General features: G+C 68.3%; 5 protein-coding genes. 4 read left to right on the forward strand and 1 reads right to left on the reverse strand.

What is annotated here, in order from left to right:
* Window positions 1–100: 100 nt before the first annotated feature.
* Window positions 101–1,471 carry an IS701 family transposase gene (locus HUT19_RS00680; RefSeq protein ID WP_254885339.1) on the reverse strand — a complete coding sequence of 457 codons (1,371 nt, stop codon included), beginning with the start codon at window positions 1,469–1,471 and terminating at the stop codon, window positions 101–103.
* Window positions 1,472–1,674: 203 nt separating this feature from the next.
* On the opposite strand from HUT19_RS00680, the gene HUT19_RS00685 reads away from it, so the two are divergent.
* From HUT19_RS00685 to HUT19_RS00700, 4 genes are all read left to right on the forward strand, one after another.
* Window positions 1,675–2,169, forward strand: coding sequence for a winged helix-turn-helix domain-containing protein (locus tag HUT19_RS00685; protein ID WP_176178559.1), 495 nt, complete (start codon window positions 1,675–1,677; stop codon window positions 2,167–2,169).
* A 41-nt stretch (window positions 2,170–2,210) separates the two neighbouring features.
* Window positions 2,211–2,741, forward strand: a complete 531-nt coding sequence (locus HUT19_RS00690) for a transposase (protein ID WP_254886098.1) — start codon at window positions 2,211–2,213, stop codon at window positions 2,739–2,741.
* Window positions 2,742–2,912: 171 nt separating this feature from the next.
* Complete coding sequence (locus tag HUT19_RS00695) at window positions 2,913–4,283, forward strand: IS701 family transposase (protein WP_254885339.1); 1,371 nt, start codon at window positions 2,913–2,915, stop codon at window positions 4,281–4,283.
* 401 nt (window positions 4,284–4,684) lie between these two features.
* Complete coding sequence (locus HUT19_RS00700; RefSeq protein WP_254886101.1) at window positions 4,685–18,253, forward strand: non-ribosomal peptide synthetase; 13,569 nt, start codon at window positions 4,685–4,687, stop codon at window positions 18,251–18,253.
* Window position 18,254: the final 1 nt, after the last annotated feature.

Raw genomic sequence — 18,254 nt, forward strand, 5'->3', positions numbered from 1 at the left:
ACCACCGGCCTACGACCAACCCGGCCTGCCGTCAACCCGCACCACCGCCGGATTTAACGAACTACTGGTACCGGTAGTTCGTTAAATCCGGCGGTAGAGGTCAATGCCGTGTCCGGTGGTGACCGCGTCGATCAGGGCCTGGAGCTCTGAGGGTGGGTCTGTGTCCGTCCAGGCTCGCCACCACCGGGTGAGGGTGATGGCGGGGGTGAGCCAGGACCGGATGGCCCGTAAGGCCCTGGGCCAGCAGGGCTGTTGGGGCTGGTGGGGTTCGGTTGATCCCCCTCTCTGGCCCGTCGTCGGGGCATGGGTCCGGCGCGGTGGCATCCAGGGGTCCCGGTGGGGCGAACCACTGGTCCCAGCAGAAGGAGAAGGCGCAGTTGACCAGGGTCTGGTGGCGGCGGATGGCGCGGTCGGAGCGGACTTGGAAGTCGGCCCAGCCGAGTTCGTCCTTGATCTGTTTGTAGCTCTGCTCGATCCAGGGCCGCAGTCCGTAGAGGTGGACGATCTCGGCGAGGCCCGCCGGCGGGTGCGGGCCGGTGGCAGCGTGGGGTGTGTCGGGGTGGGGCAGGCTGGTGGCCAGGTACCAGGTGGCCTTCTCCGGCAGGCTGCCCGGATCGGTGGTGGCCACGACCAGCCGGCAGGGAGAGTCGGGGCCGTAGCCGCCCAGGCGGGCATCAGCCGCCCACCAGGTCTCGGTGTGCCCGTCACGGAAGTGACGTTCCACGGGCATCCAGTCGCCTGGATGCCTGGCATCGCGCCAGGCCAGTGAGTGTGCGGCTTCGATGGGGGTGTGCGGCTGGTCGGCCGGAGCCCAGGTGCCGCGGTGCGGCTTGAGCGCGACCACGTAGGCCAGGCCGGCCTCGCGCAGTGCGAGGTACCAGTCGTCGCTGACCGAGTAGGCGCAGTCGGCGACCACCGCCCGGCAGCCGAAGCCGGCCTCCTTCCCTCGGGCCGCGAGGGCAGCGGCCAGCTGTGGTTTCGTGCGGAAGTCCGGGTCGGAGCGGCTGCGGGTGAAGTGGTGGGCGGGGGTGTAGGGAGCCGCGTGCAGCGGGTAGTACACACGGCCGTCGGTCCACACCGTGGTCACCGTGACGATGCCGTTGTCCGTCTTGCCGTACCGGCCCAGCCACTGTCGGCCCACGTGCGCGGTGGCCGTGCCGTCCTTACGGTCCCCGGAATCGTCGATCACGATGACCCCGCCGTCGTGCGGAGCCGTCGCCGACTGCTCACGCAGCAGCTCAAGCCGCCGGTCGTTGACCTGCTCGGCCTCCCAAGGGGACTCGGACAGGAAGAACTGCAGCCGCTGCACCCCCGCCGTCCCCGCACCCGCCACCGGCTCCGCCCCTGCCAGGCATGTGATCGTCTTGTTCCGCTCCCGTGGTGCCAGCAGTCCCGTCAGGTACTCGCGAAACCCCCGCCGCTGAGCCAGACTGAAGAAGAGGTCGTCGAACCGCGCCGCATAGTCCTCCAACGGCCCCGGCGCAGGCGGACACGGACGGCGAGCGGTCATCTTCAGCCCCCAGCCAGGTAGTTGACTCCTACCACCGGCCTACGACCAACCCGGCCTGCCGTCAACCCGCACCACCGCCGGATTTAACGAACTACCGGTACTGAGGTTGAACTCGTGGTGTCGTAGGGGCTGACGGCTCGTCGTCTGTGCGGTATCACCAGGACATGCGGTATCCACAAGGGGGCGGGCTGACCGCCGAACGGCAGCAGTTCCGCGAGGAGTTACGGCTGAAGGCGGCTGAGAGGTTCGCCCAGGGTGAGGCGAGCTCGGTGATCGCCAAGGACTTGCGCGTCAGCGTCCGCTCGGTACAGCGGTGGCGGCAGGTGTGGGACGAGGGCGGTCCGCGGGCTCTGCGGTCGCAGGGGCCGGCGTCGCTGCCGCGACTGAGCGATAAGCAGTTCGCCCAGTTGGAGGCAGAGCTGGCCAAAGGGGCGGCCGCTCACGGCTGGGAAGACCAGCGGTGGACCCTGAGCCGCGTGAAGACGGTGATCGGCCGCCGCTTCCACCTGACCTACACGGTCCAGGGCGTGCGCAAGCTGCTGGTCCGTAACGGATGGTCCTGCCAGGTCCCGGCCCGACGGGCGATGGAGCGGGACGACGATGCGGTGGCCGGGTGGGTCAAGGAGGTGTGGCCCTGCGCGGAAGGCTCGCGGCGGTGAGTGGAGCCTGGCTGGTCTTTGAGGACGAAGCCGGATTCTCCATGACGCCGCCGCAGGCGAAAACCTGGTCCCAGCGCGGCCGGACCCCGGTGGTGCGGGTCCGCGGCCGTTCGCGCAGACGGATATCGATCGCTGCGCTGACCTGCTACAAACCCGGCCACCGGTCCCGGCTGATCTACCGGCCGCGCCGGGACGACGGCCCGCGCGACGGACGCAAAAGCTTCTCCTGGCGCGACTACCGGGACCTGCTGATCGCCGCCCACCAGCAGCTCGGCGGCCCGATCGTTCTCGTCTGGGACAACCTGAACGTCCACAAAGCCGCCGACCTGCGGGAATGGGCGGCAGTCCGGGACTGGCTGACCATTTACTACCTGCCGCCCTACGCACCCGACCTCAACCCCGTCGAAGGGATCTGGTCACTGCTGCGGCGCGGTTGGCTTTCCAACGTCGCCTTCAGCACTCCCGAACACCTCGTCCACCGCATCCGACGCGGCTTACGGCACATCCAGTACCGCAGCGACCTCATAGACGGCTGCCTCGCCGAGACCGGCCTGACCATCCGACCCGCCTGAGCACCCCAGCGACATCACGAGTTCAACCTCAGTAACGGTAGTTCGTTAAATCCGGCGGTGGTGCGGGTTGACGGCAGGCCGGGTTGGTCGTAGGCCGGTGGTAGGAGTCAACTACCTGGCTGGGGGCTGAAGATGACCGCTCGCCGTCCGTGTCCGCCTGCGCCGGGGCCGTTGGAGGACTATGCGGCGCGGTTCGACGACCTCTTCTTCAGTCTGGCTCAGCGGCGGGGGTTTCGCGAGTACCTGACGGGACTGCTGGCACCACGGGAGCGGAACAAGACGATCACATGCCTGGCAGGGGCGGAGCCGGTGGCGGGTGCGGGGACGGCGGGGGTGCAGCGGCTGCAGTTCTTCCTGTCCGAGTCCCCTTGGGAGGCCGAGCAGGTCAACGACCGGCGGCTTGAGCTGCTGCGTGAGCAGTCGGCGACGGCTCCGCACGACGGCGGGGTCATCGTGATCGACGATTCCGGGGACCGTAAGGACGGCACGGCCACCGCGCACGTGGGCCGACAGTGGCTGGGCCGGTACGGCAAGACGGACAACGGCATCGTCACGGTGACCACGGTGTGGACCGACGGCCGTGTGTACTACCCGCTGCACGCGGCTCCCTACACCCCCGCCCACCACTTCACCCGCAGCCGCTCCGACCCGGACTTCCGCACGAAACCACAGCTGGCCGCTGCCCTCGCGGCCCGAGGGAAGGAGGCCGGCTTCGGCTGCCGGGCGGTGGTCGCCGACTGCGCCTACTCGGTCAGCGACGACTGGTACCTCGCACTGCGCGAGGCCGGCCTGGCCTACGTGGTCGCGCTCAAGCCGCACCGCGGCACCTGGGCTCCGGCCGACCAGCCGCACACCCCCATCGAAGCCGCACACTCACTGGCCTGGCGCGATGCCAGGCATCCAGGCGACTGGATGCCCGTGGAACGTCACTTCCGTGACGGGCACACCGAGACCTGGTGGGCGGCTGATGCCCGCCTGGGCGGCTACGGCCCCGACTCTCCCTGCCGGCTGGTCGTGGCCACCACCGATCCGGGCAGCCTGCCGGAGAAGGCCACCTGGTACCTGGCCACCAGCCTGCCCCACCCCGACACACCCCACGCTGCCACCGGCCCGCACCCGCCGGCGGGCCTCGCCGAGATCGTCCACCTCTACGGACTGCGGCCCTGGATCGAGCAGAGCTACAAACAGATCAAGGACGAACTCGGCTGGGCCGACTTCCAAGTCCGCTCCGACCGCGCCATCCGCCGCCACCAGACCCTGGTCAACTGCGCCTTCTCCTTCTGCTGGGACCAGTGGTTCGCCCCACCGGGACCCCTGGATGCCACCGCGCCGGACCCATGCCCCGACGACGGGCCAGAGAGGGGGATCAACCGAACCCCACCAGCCCCAACAGCCCTGCTGGCCCAGGGCCTTACGGGCCATCCGGTCCTGGCTCACCCCCGCCATCACCCTCACCCGGTGGTGGCGAGCCTGGACGGACACAGACCCACCCTCAGAGCTCCAGGCCCTGATCGACGCGGTCACCACCGGACACGGCATTGACCTCTACCGCCGGATTTAACGAACTACCGGTAATCGATTCAGAAGCCCCCGTAGGTCAGGTGCATGCCAAATTACTGGGTGTATGTGCGCCAGGGCATGCCGGTGCGCAGCGGCATTAATTAGTAGGCGAAAAAAATCCCGCCAGTGTGGAGATTTCAGGCGTCTCAGTCTGCGAGGACTGGCGGCAAATGCGGCAAAGTGGCTCGAAGTGGCCATCGCAAATCAACACCAAACGCCTGTTAATTCACACTTCAACCAACGGATTGACAGTGTCCAGTTCGGCGCGAGAGGCTGAAGTGGATCAACGTTGCTATCGCATTGCTTAAATGCTCCTGGTGCGGAGCGCGAGCCTTGACCGAGGTGTGGAAATGTCTGGATCGCATGGTGGTCGTCGTGAACTGATGGCCGGGCAGCTCGGCGTATGGCATGCGCAGCAATTGCATCCGGATAATCCGATCTACAACATGGGTGAATACCTGGAGATTCACGGAAAGGTGGACACAGGCCTGTTCGAGGCGGCCGTGCGAAGAGTCGTCCTGGAAGTCGACTTCTTTGGCCTGCGCTTCGAGGGAACCGCCGGCGAAGCTCCGCGGCAATACTTCGACCTGCGCAGCGATTGGCCGTTTCATGTGATCGACGTGAGCGGCGAGGAAGATCCCCGTTCCAGCGCGGAGAGCTGGATGTGGGCGGACATGCGACGTCCGGTGGATCTCCAGGGCGGTGAACTTTTCACCCAGGCCATATTCAAGGTGCAAGAAGATCTCTTCTTCTGGTATCACCGGATGCACCACATCGCCGCGGACGGACTCGCGGGATCCCGGGTAGCCGCCCGAGTGGCCGCGGTCTACACGGCGCTGCTGGCCGGCGAATCCCTCACCGACCCTGCGTTTCCCTCGGTTTCCGTACTGATGGACGCCGATGCCGATTACCGGGCGTCCGCAGAATTCGAACTGGACCGCACGTACTGGACGGAGCGTCTTTCCGACCGCCCGGAAACGGTCAGCTTGAGCGGCCGGGAACCCTCCACCACGCCCCATCAGCTGACACGTCATACGCTCCACATCCCTCCCGACGCCGCCGCGGAACTCAGAAGCTCCGCACGCCGGCTGGGAACGAGCCTCTCGGGTCTGGCCGTAGCCGCGAGCGCTGCCTACCTGCATCGCGCAACGGGCCAGGAGGACATCATTCTCGGGGTCCCCGTCATGGGCAGAAAAACTGCACTGCGGGACATTCCGGGAATGACGGCGAATATCGTTCCTCTGCGTCTCACGGTGGAGCCGAAGGCCACGGTGGGGGAACTCGTGAAGCAGGTGTCCCGCGGAGTGCGGGATGCCTTGCGGCACCAGCGATACCGCTACGAGGACATCCTCAGGGATCTGAAACTCGTCGGGCGCGACGGACTTTACCCACTACTGGTCAACATCGTCTCCTTCGACTACGACCTGAGATTCGGTGACGCCCCCAGCAGCGCGCACGGGCTCGGTGGCATCAATTTCAACGACCTGTCGATCTCGGTGTACGACAGGTCGTCCGACGGAAGCATGTCCGTCGTCGTGGAGGCCAACCCGGATCTCTACAGCCGGGAAGCAGTCCACCGGCATGCTGCGAAATTCCTCGACGTGATGAACTGGATGGCACGTTCCACCGCGGAGGAACGCGTACACCAGGTCACGTTGATGAGCCGCTCCGAGCAGCGTCTGGTTCTCGACGAGTGGAACGACAGCGCCCACGAGGTGCCCGCGGCCACGCTGCCGGAGTTGTTGCGGGCTCAGGCCGCCCGCACCCCCGACGCGGTCGCGGTGGTCTTCGAGGGTGTCGAGGTGAGCTATGCGGACCTCGACGCGCGGACTAACCGCCTCGCCAGGTTCCTGATCGACCGGGGTGTGGGACCCGAGTCGCGGGTCGCGGTGATGATGCACCGCTCCTTCGACCTGGTGGTCGCCCTCCTCGCGGTGGTCAAGGCCGGCGGTGCGTACGTACCCGTCGACCCGGACTACCCCGCCGACCGCATCACGTACGTCCTCGACGACGCCCGGCCCCTCCTGGTGCTCACCAGCACGGACCTGGTCTCCCGCCTCACCGACAGCCACCCGCCGTACGTGGCCGTCGATGCCCCCCGAACCACCACCGCACTCGAGGGCCTCCAGCACACCGACCTCACCGACACGGAGCGCCGCACCACCCTGCTGCCCGCCCACCCCGCCTACGTCATCTACACCTCCGGCTCCACCGGACGGCCGAAGGGCGTGGTCGTACCCCACGCGGGAATCGTCAACTGGCTGACGTGGTTGCAGGGCGCCTACAACTTGACCGCCGCGGACCGGGTGTTGCAGAAGACCCCCCTCGGTTTCGACGTGTCGGTACGGGAGTTCTTCTGGCCGCTGCTCCAGGGTGCGACGGTGGTGGTCGCCAAGCCCTCAGGCCACCGGGACCCCGGGTATCTGGCCGAGTTGATCCAGCGCGAACGTGTCACGATCGCGCACTTCGTTCCGTCCCTGCTGCAGGTCTTCCTCCGCGAACCGGCCGCCGGCGCCTGCACCGGGCTGCGAGCTGTCTTCTGCAGCGGCGAAGCGCTCCCCAGCGACGTCGCCGGGCAGTTCCGGAACGTCCTGGACGTCCCGCTGCACAATCTCTACGGTCCCACCGAGGCGTCGGTCGAGGTCACCGCCTGGACGTGTGACAGCGACACCAGCAGAAGCAGTGTCCCCATCGGACGCCCGGTCTGGAACACCCAGGTCTATGTGCTGGACGCGGCCTTGCGGCCGGTGCCGCCGGGGGTCGCGGGTGAGCTGTACCTCGCCGGCGTCCAACTGGCCCGCGGCTACCTCGAGCGGCCGGGGCTGACCGCGCTGCGGTTCGTGGCGAACCCGTTCACCCCGGGTGAGCGGATGTATCGCACCGGTGACCTCGCACGTTGGAACGCCGAGGGGCAACTGGAGTATCTGGGCCGAACGGATGACCAGGTGAAGATCCGGGGTTTCCGGATCGAGCTGGGTGAGATCGAGGCCGCGCTGACTGTGCATCCGTCCGTTGCCCAGTCGGCGGTGGTGGTGCGTGAGGACCACCCAGGCGACAAGCGCTTGGTCGGCTACCTCGTTCCGGCGAGCGGTCCGGAGGGTGCGGACACCGCCGTGATGCGGAGGCATCTGCAGGGTGTGCTGCCGGAGTACATGGTGCCGTCCGCGCTGGTGGTGCTGGATGCGCTGCCGTTGACGGTGAACGGCAAGCTGGACCGCAGGGCTCTGCCTGCTCCGGACTACCAGGCGGCCGACGGTGGCCGGGGGCCGTCGACGGTGCAGGAGGAGCTGCTGTGCTCGGTGTTCGGCGAGGTTCTGGGTGTGCCCCAGGTCGGCGTGGACGACAACTTCTTCGAGCTGGGCGGCCACTCACTGCTGGCGACCCGGTTGGTGAGCCGTATCCGGTCGGTCTTCGGGGCCGAGGTGCCGATCCGGACGCTGTTCGAGGCGCCCACTCCGGCTGGTCTGGCGGGCCGGTTGACGTCCTCCGGTGTGAGGCGGCGGCCTCTGGTGCGGGTGGAGCGGCCGGAGCGGGTGCCGTTGTCGTTCGCGCAGCAGCGGTTGTGGTTCCTGGGCGAGCTGGAGGGCCCGTCGGCCACCTACAACATTCCCCTCGCTCTGCGGCTGACCGGGTCGCTGGATGTCGACGCCCTGAAGACCGCCCTGTGTGATCTGGTGGGCCGGCACGAGGTGTTGCGGACGGTTGTCGCCATGGAGGACGGACAGCCCTACCAGCAGATCCTCTCGGCCGAAGAGGCCTCGGTGGCCCTTGTGGTCGAGCAGGTGAGCGACCTCGAGTCCGCGATCAGCGAGGTCGCGGGTCATCGTTTCGATCTCGCCGCCGAGGTCCCGTTGCGGGCCCGGTTGTTCGAGGTCGGTCCCCACGAGCATGTCCTGGTGCTGGTGGTGCATCACATTGCGGGTGACGGGTGGTCTATGGGGCCGCTGGCGCGTGATCTGTCGGCTGCCTATACGGCGCGGTCCACCGGCCGGACGCCGGGGTGGGATCCGTTGTCGGTGCAGTACGCCGACTACAGCCTGTGGCAGCGTGGGCTGCTCGGTGGGGAGTCCGACCCGGGCAGTGTGCTGAATAAGCAGCTGGGGTACTGGCGCAAGGTTTTGGACGGGGTGCCGCAGGAGCTGGTGCTGCCGTTCGACCGGTCGCGGCCGGTGGTGGCCTCGCATCGTGGTGGCCGGGTGGACCTCTGGGTGCCGGCCGAGGTGCATGCCCGGGTGGCGGGGCTGGCCCGTGCCCGGGGTGTGACGGTGTTCATGGTGCTTCAGGCGGCGCTGGCGGTACTGCTGTCCCGGATGGGTGCGGGCAGCGACATTCCGGTGGGTACCCCGGTCGCCGGGCGCACCGATGAGGCGCTGGACGACTTGGTCGGGTTCTTCGTCAACACCTTGGTGATGCGCACCGACCTGTCTGGTGATCCGACGTTCGTCGGCCTGCTGGAGCAGGTTCGTGAAACCGGGCTGGGCGCGTTCGCACATCAGGACGTGCCGTTCGAGCGGCTGGTGGAGGACCTGGCGCCGGCCCGGTCGATGGCCCGCCACCCGCTCTTCCAGGTCATGCTCGCTTTGCAGAACAACGCGCAGGCCGTCCTCGACCTGCCCGGCATCCACACCGAACCCATGCCTGCCGGCCAACCGGCCGCCAAATTCGACCTGTCCTTCGCCCTGGCCGAGACCTTCCACACCGACACCGACACCGACACCAGCACCGGCAACGGCCCCGGCTCCGGTAATCGCCCGGCCGGCCTGCGCGGCGCCATCGACTACGCCCTCGACCTGTTCGACGCCGAAACGGTGGAGACACTGGCCGAACGGTTCGTCCGCGTCCTGGACACCGTCACCGCCGACCCCCACCAGCACATCAACGCCGTCGAGGTACTGGACCCGGCGGAGCAGGAGCGGGTCCTGGTCGAATGGAACGACACCGCCCGGGAGGTGCCCGCGGCGACACTGCCGGTAATGTTCCAGGCCCAGGCCGCCCGCACCCCCGACGCGACCGCCGTGGTCTTCGCCGGCATCGAGGTGACCTACGCCGAGCTCAACGCCCGCGCGAACCGCCTCGCCCGCCTGCTGATCGATCGCGGAGTAGGACCCGAGTCGCTGGTCGCCGTCATGTTGGAGCGCTCCATCGACCTGATCGTCGCTTGCCTCTCGGTGACCAAGGCCGGCGGCGCCTACCTGCCCATCGACCCCGACTACCCCGCCGAGCGGATCACTTACGTCCTCACCGACGCCCGGCCCGTCGTGGTGCTCACCAGCACGGGCCTGGCTTCCCGCCTCACCGGCGGACAGCTGTCGCACCTGGTCGTCGACGACCCGCAGACCACCGCCGCACTCGAGGGCGTCCGGGACACCGACCTCACCGACGCCGAGCGCCGCAGCACCCTGCTGCCCGCCCACCCCGCGTATGTCATCTACACCTCGGGCTCCACCGGGCAACCCAAGGGCGTGGCCGTCACTCACCAGGGACTGCCGAGCCTGGCCGCCGCGCAGGCGGAGGGATTGGCGATCACAGCAGGCAGCCGGGTGCTGCAGTTCGCCTCGGCGAGCTTCGACGCGGCCGTCTGGGAGATGGTGATGGCCTTGTGCAACGGGGCCTGCCTCGTCTCGGCCGCGCCGCACGACCTGCTGCCTGGCCAGGCGCTCGTTAGCCTGGTCGCGGAGCAGTCGGTCACTCACGCACTCCTGCCGCCCGCCGCACTGGCTCTCCTGGAACCGGACTCTCTGCCGTCGATCACCACCCTCATCACCGGCGGCGAAGCCCTCAACCGGAACCTCGTCGTCCAATGGGCCGACGGCCGACGTCTCATCAACGCCTACGGACCGACGGAATCCACCGTCTGCGCGACCATCACCGACCCCCTGTCCGCCGACGCACACAACACCCCGCCCATCGGCACGCCCGTCCCCAACACCCGGGCCTACGTGCTGGACGCGGCGTTGCGGCCGGTTCCGGTGGGTGTCGCGGGTGAGCTGTACCTCGCCGGCGCGGGCCTGGCCCGCGGCTACCTCGACCGGCCGGGGCTGACCGCGCAGCGGTTCGTCGCAAACCCGTTCGGTGGTCCGGGTGAGCGGATGTACCGAACCGGCGACCTGGCCCGGTGGAACGCCGAGGGCCAACTCGAATACCTCGGGCGGGCCGATGACCAGGTGAAGGTCCGGGGTTTCCGGATCGAGCTGGGTGAGGTGGAGGCCGCGCTGAGCGCGCACCCGTCCGTGGCCCAGTCGGCGGTGGTGGTGCGTGAGGACCGCCCCGGAGACAAGCGCCTGGTCGGCTACCTCGTGCCCGCCACCAGTCACGCAGGCGGTCTCGATACCGCTGCCCTGCGCGCCCACCTCGGCGCGATGCTGCCGGAGTACATGGTGCCGTCCGCGCTGGTGGTGCTGGACGCGCTGCCGCTGACGGCGAACGGCAAGCTGGACCGCAGGGCTCTGCCCGCTCCGGACTACCAGGCGGCCGGCGGTGGCCGAGGACCGGCCACGGTGCAGGAGGAGATCCTGTGCTCGGTGTTCGCCGAGGTCCTGGGCGTGCCCCAGGTCGGCGTGGACGACAACTTCTTCGAGCTGGGCGGCCACTCACTGCTCGCGGTGCGGGTGATCGAGCTGCTGCGTGCCCGGGGGATGTCGGTCGACACGCGGTCGTTGTTCGCGGCGCCCACGGCTGCCGGACTGGCCGCGTCGGACGGTCGGGCCGAGGTGGCCGTGCCGGAGAACCGGATACCGGACAACGCCCTGACCATCTCTCCTGACATGCTCTCCTTGGTGGATCTGACCCGCGAGGAGATCGACCGGATCGTGGCCCGGATTCCCGGCGGAGCGGCCAACGTCGCGGATGTGTACCCGCTGGCTCCGCTGCAGGAAGGGATCTTCTTCCACCACCTGATGGGTGACTCCGGTGACGGGTCCGATGTGTACGTGCTGCCGGTGCTGTTGGGGTTCGACTCCCGGCAGCGGCTCGACGGGTTCGTGGACGCACTGCAGAAGGTCGTCGACCGGCATGACGTCCTGCGGACCGCCGTCCTGTGGGAAGGACTCCCCGAACCGGTCCAGGTGGTGGTGCGCCGTGCTGCGATCCCGGTGGAAAGCGTCGACTTGCCCGAGGGGCCCGACGACGAGGTGACCAGCCGGATGCTGGCCGCGTGTCCTGGATCGATGGACATCGGCCAGGCGCCGATGATCCGCGTGTACACGGCGACCGACCCGGTGAACGGTCAGTGGCTCGCACTCGTCCAGGCCCATCACCTGATCTCGGACCACACCACCCTGGACGTGCTGCTGGAGGAGGTGCGCTGGTTCATCACGAACCGCGAGGACACCCTGCCCGCGCCTTTGCCGTTCCGGAACTTCGTCGCCCAGGCCCGCCTGCGGGTGGCGCAGGAGGAACACCGGAGATACTTCTCCACCCTGCTGGGAGACGTGACCGAGCCGACCGCGCCGTTCGGTCTGCTCGACGTCCGCGGCGACGGCACCGGCGTGGCGGAGTCCCGTCGCGTGATGGATGCGGAACTTGCGCAGCGACTGCGGGACCAGTCACGCCGGCTGGGCGTGAGCCCGGCCACGATCCTGCACGTGGTGTGGGCGCGGGTTCTGGCGGCAACCGCGGGCCGGGACGACGTCGTCTTCGGTACCGTCCTGTTCGGCCGCATGGCCGCGGGAAGTGGCGCCGACCGCGTTCTGGGCCTGTTCATCAACACCCTGCCGGTACGGGTGCGGACTCACGGCGCGCAGGTGATGGAAACGGTCCGGTCGGTGCAGAACCAGCTGGCGGACCTGCTCGTCCACGAACACGCCCCTTTGACACTGGCCCGGCAGGCCAGCGGTATGAAGGCGGACACCCCGCTGTTCACCTCCCTGTTCAATTACCGGCACTCCAGGAGAGCCGCGCCAGGGACGGACAACGGCCTCGACGGCATCACGATGCTGTACGACCAGGAGCGGACGAACTACCCGCTCGGGCTGAACGTCGACGACACCGGTGACGGATTCACCCTCACCGTCCAGGTCGCCGCACCCGTCTCGGGTGAATCACTGTGCGCCATGATCCATACCGCCGCCGAAGGCGTCGTCACCGCCCTGGAAACAGCACCGCACCAGCAGATCGACACGGTGGACGTCCTCGATCCCGCACAGCGGCACCGGGCCCTGGTCGAGTGGAACGACACCGCCCGGGAGGTGCCCGCGGCGACGCTGCCGCAACTGTTCCAGGCCCAGGCCGCCCGCACCCCCGACGCGACCGCCGTCCTCTTCGAGGACGCGGAACTGAGTTACGCGGACCTCAACGCCCGCGCCAACCGCCTCGCCCGGCTCCTGATCGATCGCGGTGTGGGCCCCGAGTCGCTGGTCGCGGTGATGATGCACCGCTCGGTCGACCTGATCGTCGCTCTCCTTGCGGTCGTCAAAGCCGGCGGCGCGTATGTACCCGTCGACCCGAACTATCCCGCCGAGCGGATCACTTACGTCCTCACCGACGCCCAGCCCGTCGTGGTGCTCACCAGCACGGACCTGGCTTCCCGCCTCACCGGCGGACAGCTGTCGCACCTGGCCGTCGACGACCCGCAGACCACCGCCGCACTCGAAGACCTCCAGCACACCGACCTCACCGACACCGAGCGCCGCAGCACCCTGCTGCCCGCCCACCCCGCGTATGTCATCTACACCTCGGGCTCCACCGGGCAACCCAAGGGCGTGGCCGTCACCCACCAGGGACTGCCGAGCCTGACCGCCGCGCAGGCGGAGGAATTCGGGGTCACAGCAGGCAGCCGGGTGCTGCAGTTCGCCTCGGCGAGCTTCGACGCGGCCGTCTGGGAGACGGTGATGGCCTTGTGCAACGGGGCCTGCCTCGTCTCGGCCGCGCCGCACGACCTGCTGCCTGGCCAGGCGCTCGTCCGCCTGGTCGCGGAGCGGTCGGTCACACACTCAACCCTGCCCCCCGCCGTACTGGCTCTCCTGGAACCGGACAGTCTGCCGTCGATCACCACCCTCATCACCGCCGGTGAAGCCCTCAGTCAGAACCTGGTCACCCGGTGGGCCGACGGCCGTCGTCTCGTCAACGCCTACGGACCGACGGAATCCACCGTCTGCGCCACCATCACCGACCCCTTGTCCCCCGACGAGCACAACACCCCGCACATCGGCACGCCCATCTCCAACACCCGGGTTTATGTGCTGGACGCGGCGTTGCGGCCGGTTCCGGTGGGTGTCGCGGGTGAGCTGTACCTCGCCGGCGCGGGCCTGGCCCGCGGCTATCTCCACCGGCCGGGGTTGACGGCGGAGCGGTTCGTGGCTAACCCGTTCGGTGGTCCGGGTGAGCGGATGTATCGCACCGGTGATCTGGCGAGATGGCGGCCGGACGGTGTTCTGGACTTCCTGGGGCGTACGGATGACCAGGTGAAGGTCCGGGGTTTCCGTATCGAGTTGGGTGAGGTGGAGGCCACGCTGAGCGGGCATCCGTCCGTGGCTCGGTCGGCGGTGGTGGTGCGTGAGGACCGCCCCGGTGACAAGCTCCTGGTCGGGTACGTCGTGCCTGCCACCAGTCACGCAGGCGGTCTCGATACCGCTGCCCTGCGCGCCTACCTCGGCGCGATGCTGCCGGAGTACATGGTGCCGTCCGCGCTGGTGGTGCTGGATGCGCTGCCGTTGACGGTGAACGGCAAGCTGGACCGCAGGGCTCTGCCTGCTCCGGACTACCAGGCGGCCGGCGGTGGCCGGGGGCCGTCGACGGTGCAGGAGGAGCTGCTGTGCTCGGTGTTCGGCGAGGTTCTGGGTGTGCCCACGGTCGGCGTGGACGACAACTTCTTCGAGCTGGGCGGCCACTCACTGCTCGCGGTGCAGCTGACCAACAGGATCCGGACGGCTCTGGGGGTGGAGGTCGCGATACGGGCGCTGTTCGAGGCGCCGACCGTGGCCGGACTCGCGCGGCGGCTGACGGACTCAGGCGCGGCACGTCCCGCGCTGGTGGCGATGGCACGGCCGGAGGCGGTGCCGTTGTCGTTCGCGCAGCAGCGGTTGTGGTTCCTGGGTGAGCTGGAGGGCCCGTCGGCCACCTACAACATTCCCCTCGCTCTGCGGCTGACCGGTGATCTGGACGTCGAGGCGTTGCGGATGGCGCTGGGCGATGTGGTGGGCCGGCACGAGGTGTTGCGGACGGTGTTTGCCACCGATGAGGGCAGGCCGCGTCAGCGGATCCTTGCCCCGCCTGCGACTTTTGACCTGCCGGTGGTCGAGGTGGGTCGGGAGGGTCTGGCCGAGGCGGTTGCCGGGCTGGCCGGTCATACGTTCGATCTGAGTGCCGAGATCCCGTTGCGGGCGTGGCTGCTGCGGGTGGCGCCGGATGAGTGCGTCCTGGTGCTGGTGGTGCATCACATTGCGGGTGACGGGTGGTCTATGGGGCCGCTGGCGCGTGATCTGTCGGCTGCCTATACGGCGCGGTCCACCGGCCGGACGCCGGGGTGGGATCCGTTGTCGGTGCAGTACGCCGACTACAGCCTGTGGCAGCGTGGGCTGCTCGGTGGGGAGTCCGACCCGGGCAGTGTGCTGAATAAGCAGCTGGGGTACTGGCGCAAGGTTTTGGACGGGGTGCCGCAGGAGCTGGTGCTGCCGTTCGACCGGTCGCGGCCGGTGGTGGCCTCGCATCGTGGTGGCCGGGTGGACCTCTGGGTGCCGGCCGAGGTGCATGCCCGGGTGGCGGGGCTGGCCCGTGCCCGGGGTGTGACGGTGTTCATGGTGCTTCAGGCGGCGCTGGCGGTACTGCTGTCCCGGATGGGTGCGGGCAGCGACATTCCGGTGGGTACCCCGGTCGCCGGGCGCACCGATGAGGCGCTGGACGACTTGGTCGGGTTCTTCGTCAACACCTTGGTGATGCGCACCGACCTGTCTGGTGATCCGACGTTCGTCGGCCTGCTGGAGCAGGTTCGTGAAACCGGGCTGGGCGCGTTCGCACATCAGGACGTGCCGTTCGAGCGGCTGGTGGAGGACCTGGCGCCGGCCCGGTCGATGGCCCGCCACCCGCTCTTCCAGGTCATGCTCGCTTTGCAGAACAACGCGCAGGCCGTCCTCGACCTGCCCGGCATCCACACCGAACCCATGCCTGCCGGCCAACCGGCCGCCAAATTCGACCTCTTCTTCACCTTGAGTGAAACCTTCGGCACCAACAACACCAACACCACCATCGGTTCCGGCGCCGGCAGTGGCAACCGCCCGGCCGGCCTGCACGGCGCCATCGACTACGCCCTCGACCTGTTCGACGCCGAAACGGTGGAGACACTGGCCGAACGGTTCGTCCGCGTCCTGGACACCGTCACCAGGGAACCGCACCAGCGGGTCAGCGGTGTGGAGGTGCTGTCGGAGGAGGAGCGGCACCGGCTTGTGGCGGAGTGGAATGACACCGCCCGGGAGGTGCCTGGGGCGGCGCTGCCGGAACTGTTCCAGGCCCGGGTCGCTAAGCATCCTGATGCGGTCGCGGTGGTTTGCGACGGCGCCGAGGTGACGTATGCGGAGCTCGACGAGCGTGCGAACCGGCTCGCCCGGCTGCTGATCCGTCGTGGTATCGGTCCCGAGCGCATCGTCGGGCTGGCCATGCCCCGCTCGGTGGACCTGATCGTCGGTCTGCTGGCGGTACTGAAGTCGGGCGCCGGTTACCTGCCCATCGATCCGGAGTACCCGGCCGAGCGCATCGCCTTCATGCTGGCCGATGCCGTCCCCTCGCTGACGCTGACCACAACAGAGGTCGCCGGGCGCACAGCTACCGGACCCGCGCTGCTGCTGGACGACCCTGCGGTCGTCGCCGAACTCGGCGCACTGCCGGCCGAAGTCCCCGGCGACGAGGAGCGGACCGGTCCGCGGCTGCCGCAGCACCCCGCGTACCTGATGTACACCTCCGGCTCGACCGGGCGTCCCAAGGGTGTGGTGATGTCCTGCGGCGCGCTGGTCAACCTGCTGTCCTGGCACGCTTCGGCCATCCCCGCCGAGGCCGGTTCGCGGGTCGCTCAGTTCACCGCGATCAGCTTCGACGTCTCGGCCCAGGAAATCCTCTCGGCCCTCTTGGACGGCAAGACTCTTGTGGTCCCGGACGAAGAGATCAGGCGTAACCCGGAGGAGTTCGTCGTATGGCTGAGGGAGCAGAAGGCCACCGAGCTGTACGCCCCCAACATGATGGTGGACGCGCTCGGTGAGGCTGTGGCGGAGCAGGGTACGGAGCTGCCGTGGCTACGTCATGTTTCCCAGGCCGGCGAGGCCCTTGTGCTCAGTCACCGGGTCCGTGACTTGTGTGGGGCGGCCGGGACGGTGCTGCACAACCACTACGGACCGACCGAGACACATGTGGTCACCGCCTACACCGCGCCGGCGGACTGGACGGCATGGCCCGGGGGTACCGCGCCGATCGGCCGTCCGGTGTGGAACACCGGGGTGTACGTCCTGGACCCGGCTCTGCGGCCGACGCCGGTGGGTGTCGCGGGCGAGCTGTACGTCTCCGGCGCCCAGCTGGCCCGCGGCTACCACGCTCGGCCGGGACTGACCGCGCAGAGGTTCGTCGCAAACCCCTTCGCCCATGGCGAGCGGATGTACCGCACCGGCGACCTGGCCCGCTGGAACGCCGAGGGGCAACTGGAGTATCTGGGCCGTTCGGACGACCAGGTGAAGGTCCGTGGGTTCCGGATCGAGCTGGGTGAGGTCGAGGCCGCGCTGAGCGCCCATCCGTCCGTGGCCCAGGCAGCGGTGATGGTGCGTGAGGACCGCCCCGGGGACAAGCGCCTGGTCGGCTACCTCGTGCCCAACGGCGGCAACACCGCGGGGATCGATTTGGCGGCCCTGCGCGCCCATCTCGGCGCGATGCTGCCGGAGTACATGGTGCCGTCCGCGTGGGTGGTCCTGGAGAGTCTGCCGCTGACGGTGACCGGAAAACTGGATCGACGGCAACTTTCGGCGCCGGACTACACGTGGTCCACGCCGAGCCGGGAACCCTCCTCGGTCCAGGAGGAAATCCTCTGCAGGATTTTCGCCGAGGAACTGAACGTGCCTCACATCGGCGTAGAGGACAACTTCTTCGAGCACGGTGGACACTCACTCCTGGCGGTCAAGCTGGTGAGTCGGATCCGTTCGGTCATGGGTGTCGAGGTCTCCCTCCAGATGCTGATGGAAACGCCCAGCGTCGCAGGACTTGCACACCGGCTCAGCTTTCCCGAGACGAAGGACTCGCTTCGTGTACTTCTTCCCATCAGGACGCAGGGGAGCCAGCCACCTCTCTTCTGTGTTCATCCGCGATCCGGGCTGAGTTGGTGCTTCGCGCCTCTGGCCGGATTCGTGCCTCCTGGCATCCCCTTGTACGGCCTTCAGGCACGGGACGTCGACGGTGCGGGTGAGTTGCCGGGATCCATCCGGGAAATGGCGGAAGAGTACGTCAAAGAATTGCGCACCGTGCAACCGTCCGGTCCGTACCGTCTGCTGGGATGGTCGATGGGAGGCCGCGTGGCGCAGGAGATGGCCGTGCAGCTGCAGGAAGACGGCCAGCACGTGGCACTCGTCATCATGGGAGGCTATGCACCCGCCCCACTCGACGGTCCCGACGCGGACGGGACCGGCCGGGAATCCGCAGAGGCAACGGAAGTGTTCGACGAGGCACCTTCTCTTCGTGATCTCGCCGGACTTCCGTACTACTTCCGCAGCGAGATCTCGGAAGAAGAGGCTGAAGTAAGGGCGAGAATCATCGCGAACAACACCCGCATCTATGTGAAGCATTATCCTCGCATGTTCCACGGTGATGTCCTCTTCATTTCGTCGGACGAGCTCGAGGACGGTTGGGGTCGTGCCATGTGGCAGCCCTTCACTTCAGGTCACATAAGCGAGTCGCGTCTGCCTTGTTCTCACGACGACATGGCCGATCCCCCTATGCTCTCGCTGCTGTGGGATGCAATCGCGGGTTGGCTCTCCACGACGAAGTAAC

Origin of the sequence: Streptomyces sp. NA02950 (genome assembly GCF_013364155.1) — a bacterium.
In the GTDB taxonomy this organism is placed as follows: Bacteria; Actinomycetota; Actinomycetes; order Streptomycetales; family Streptomycetaceae; genus Streptomyces.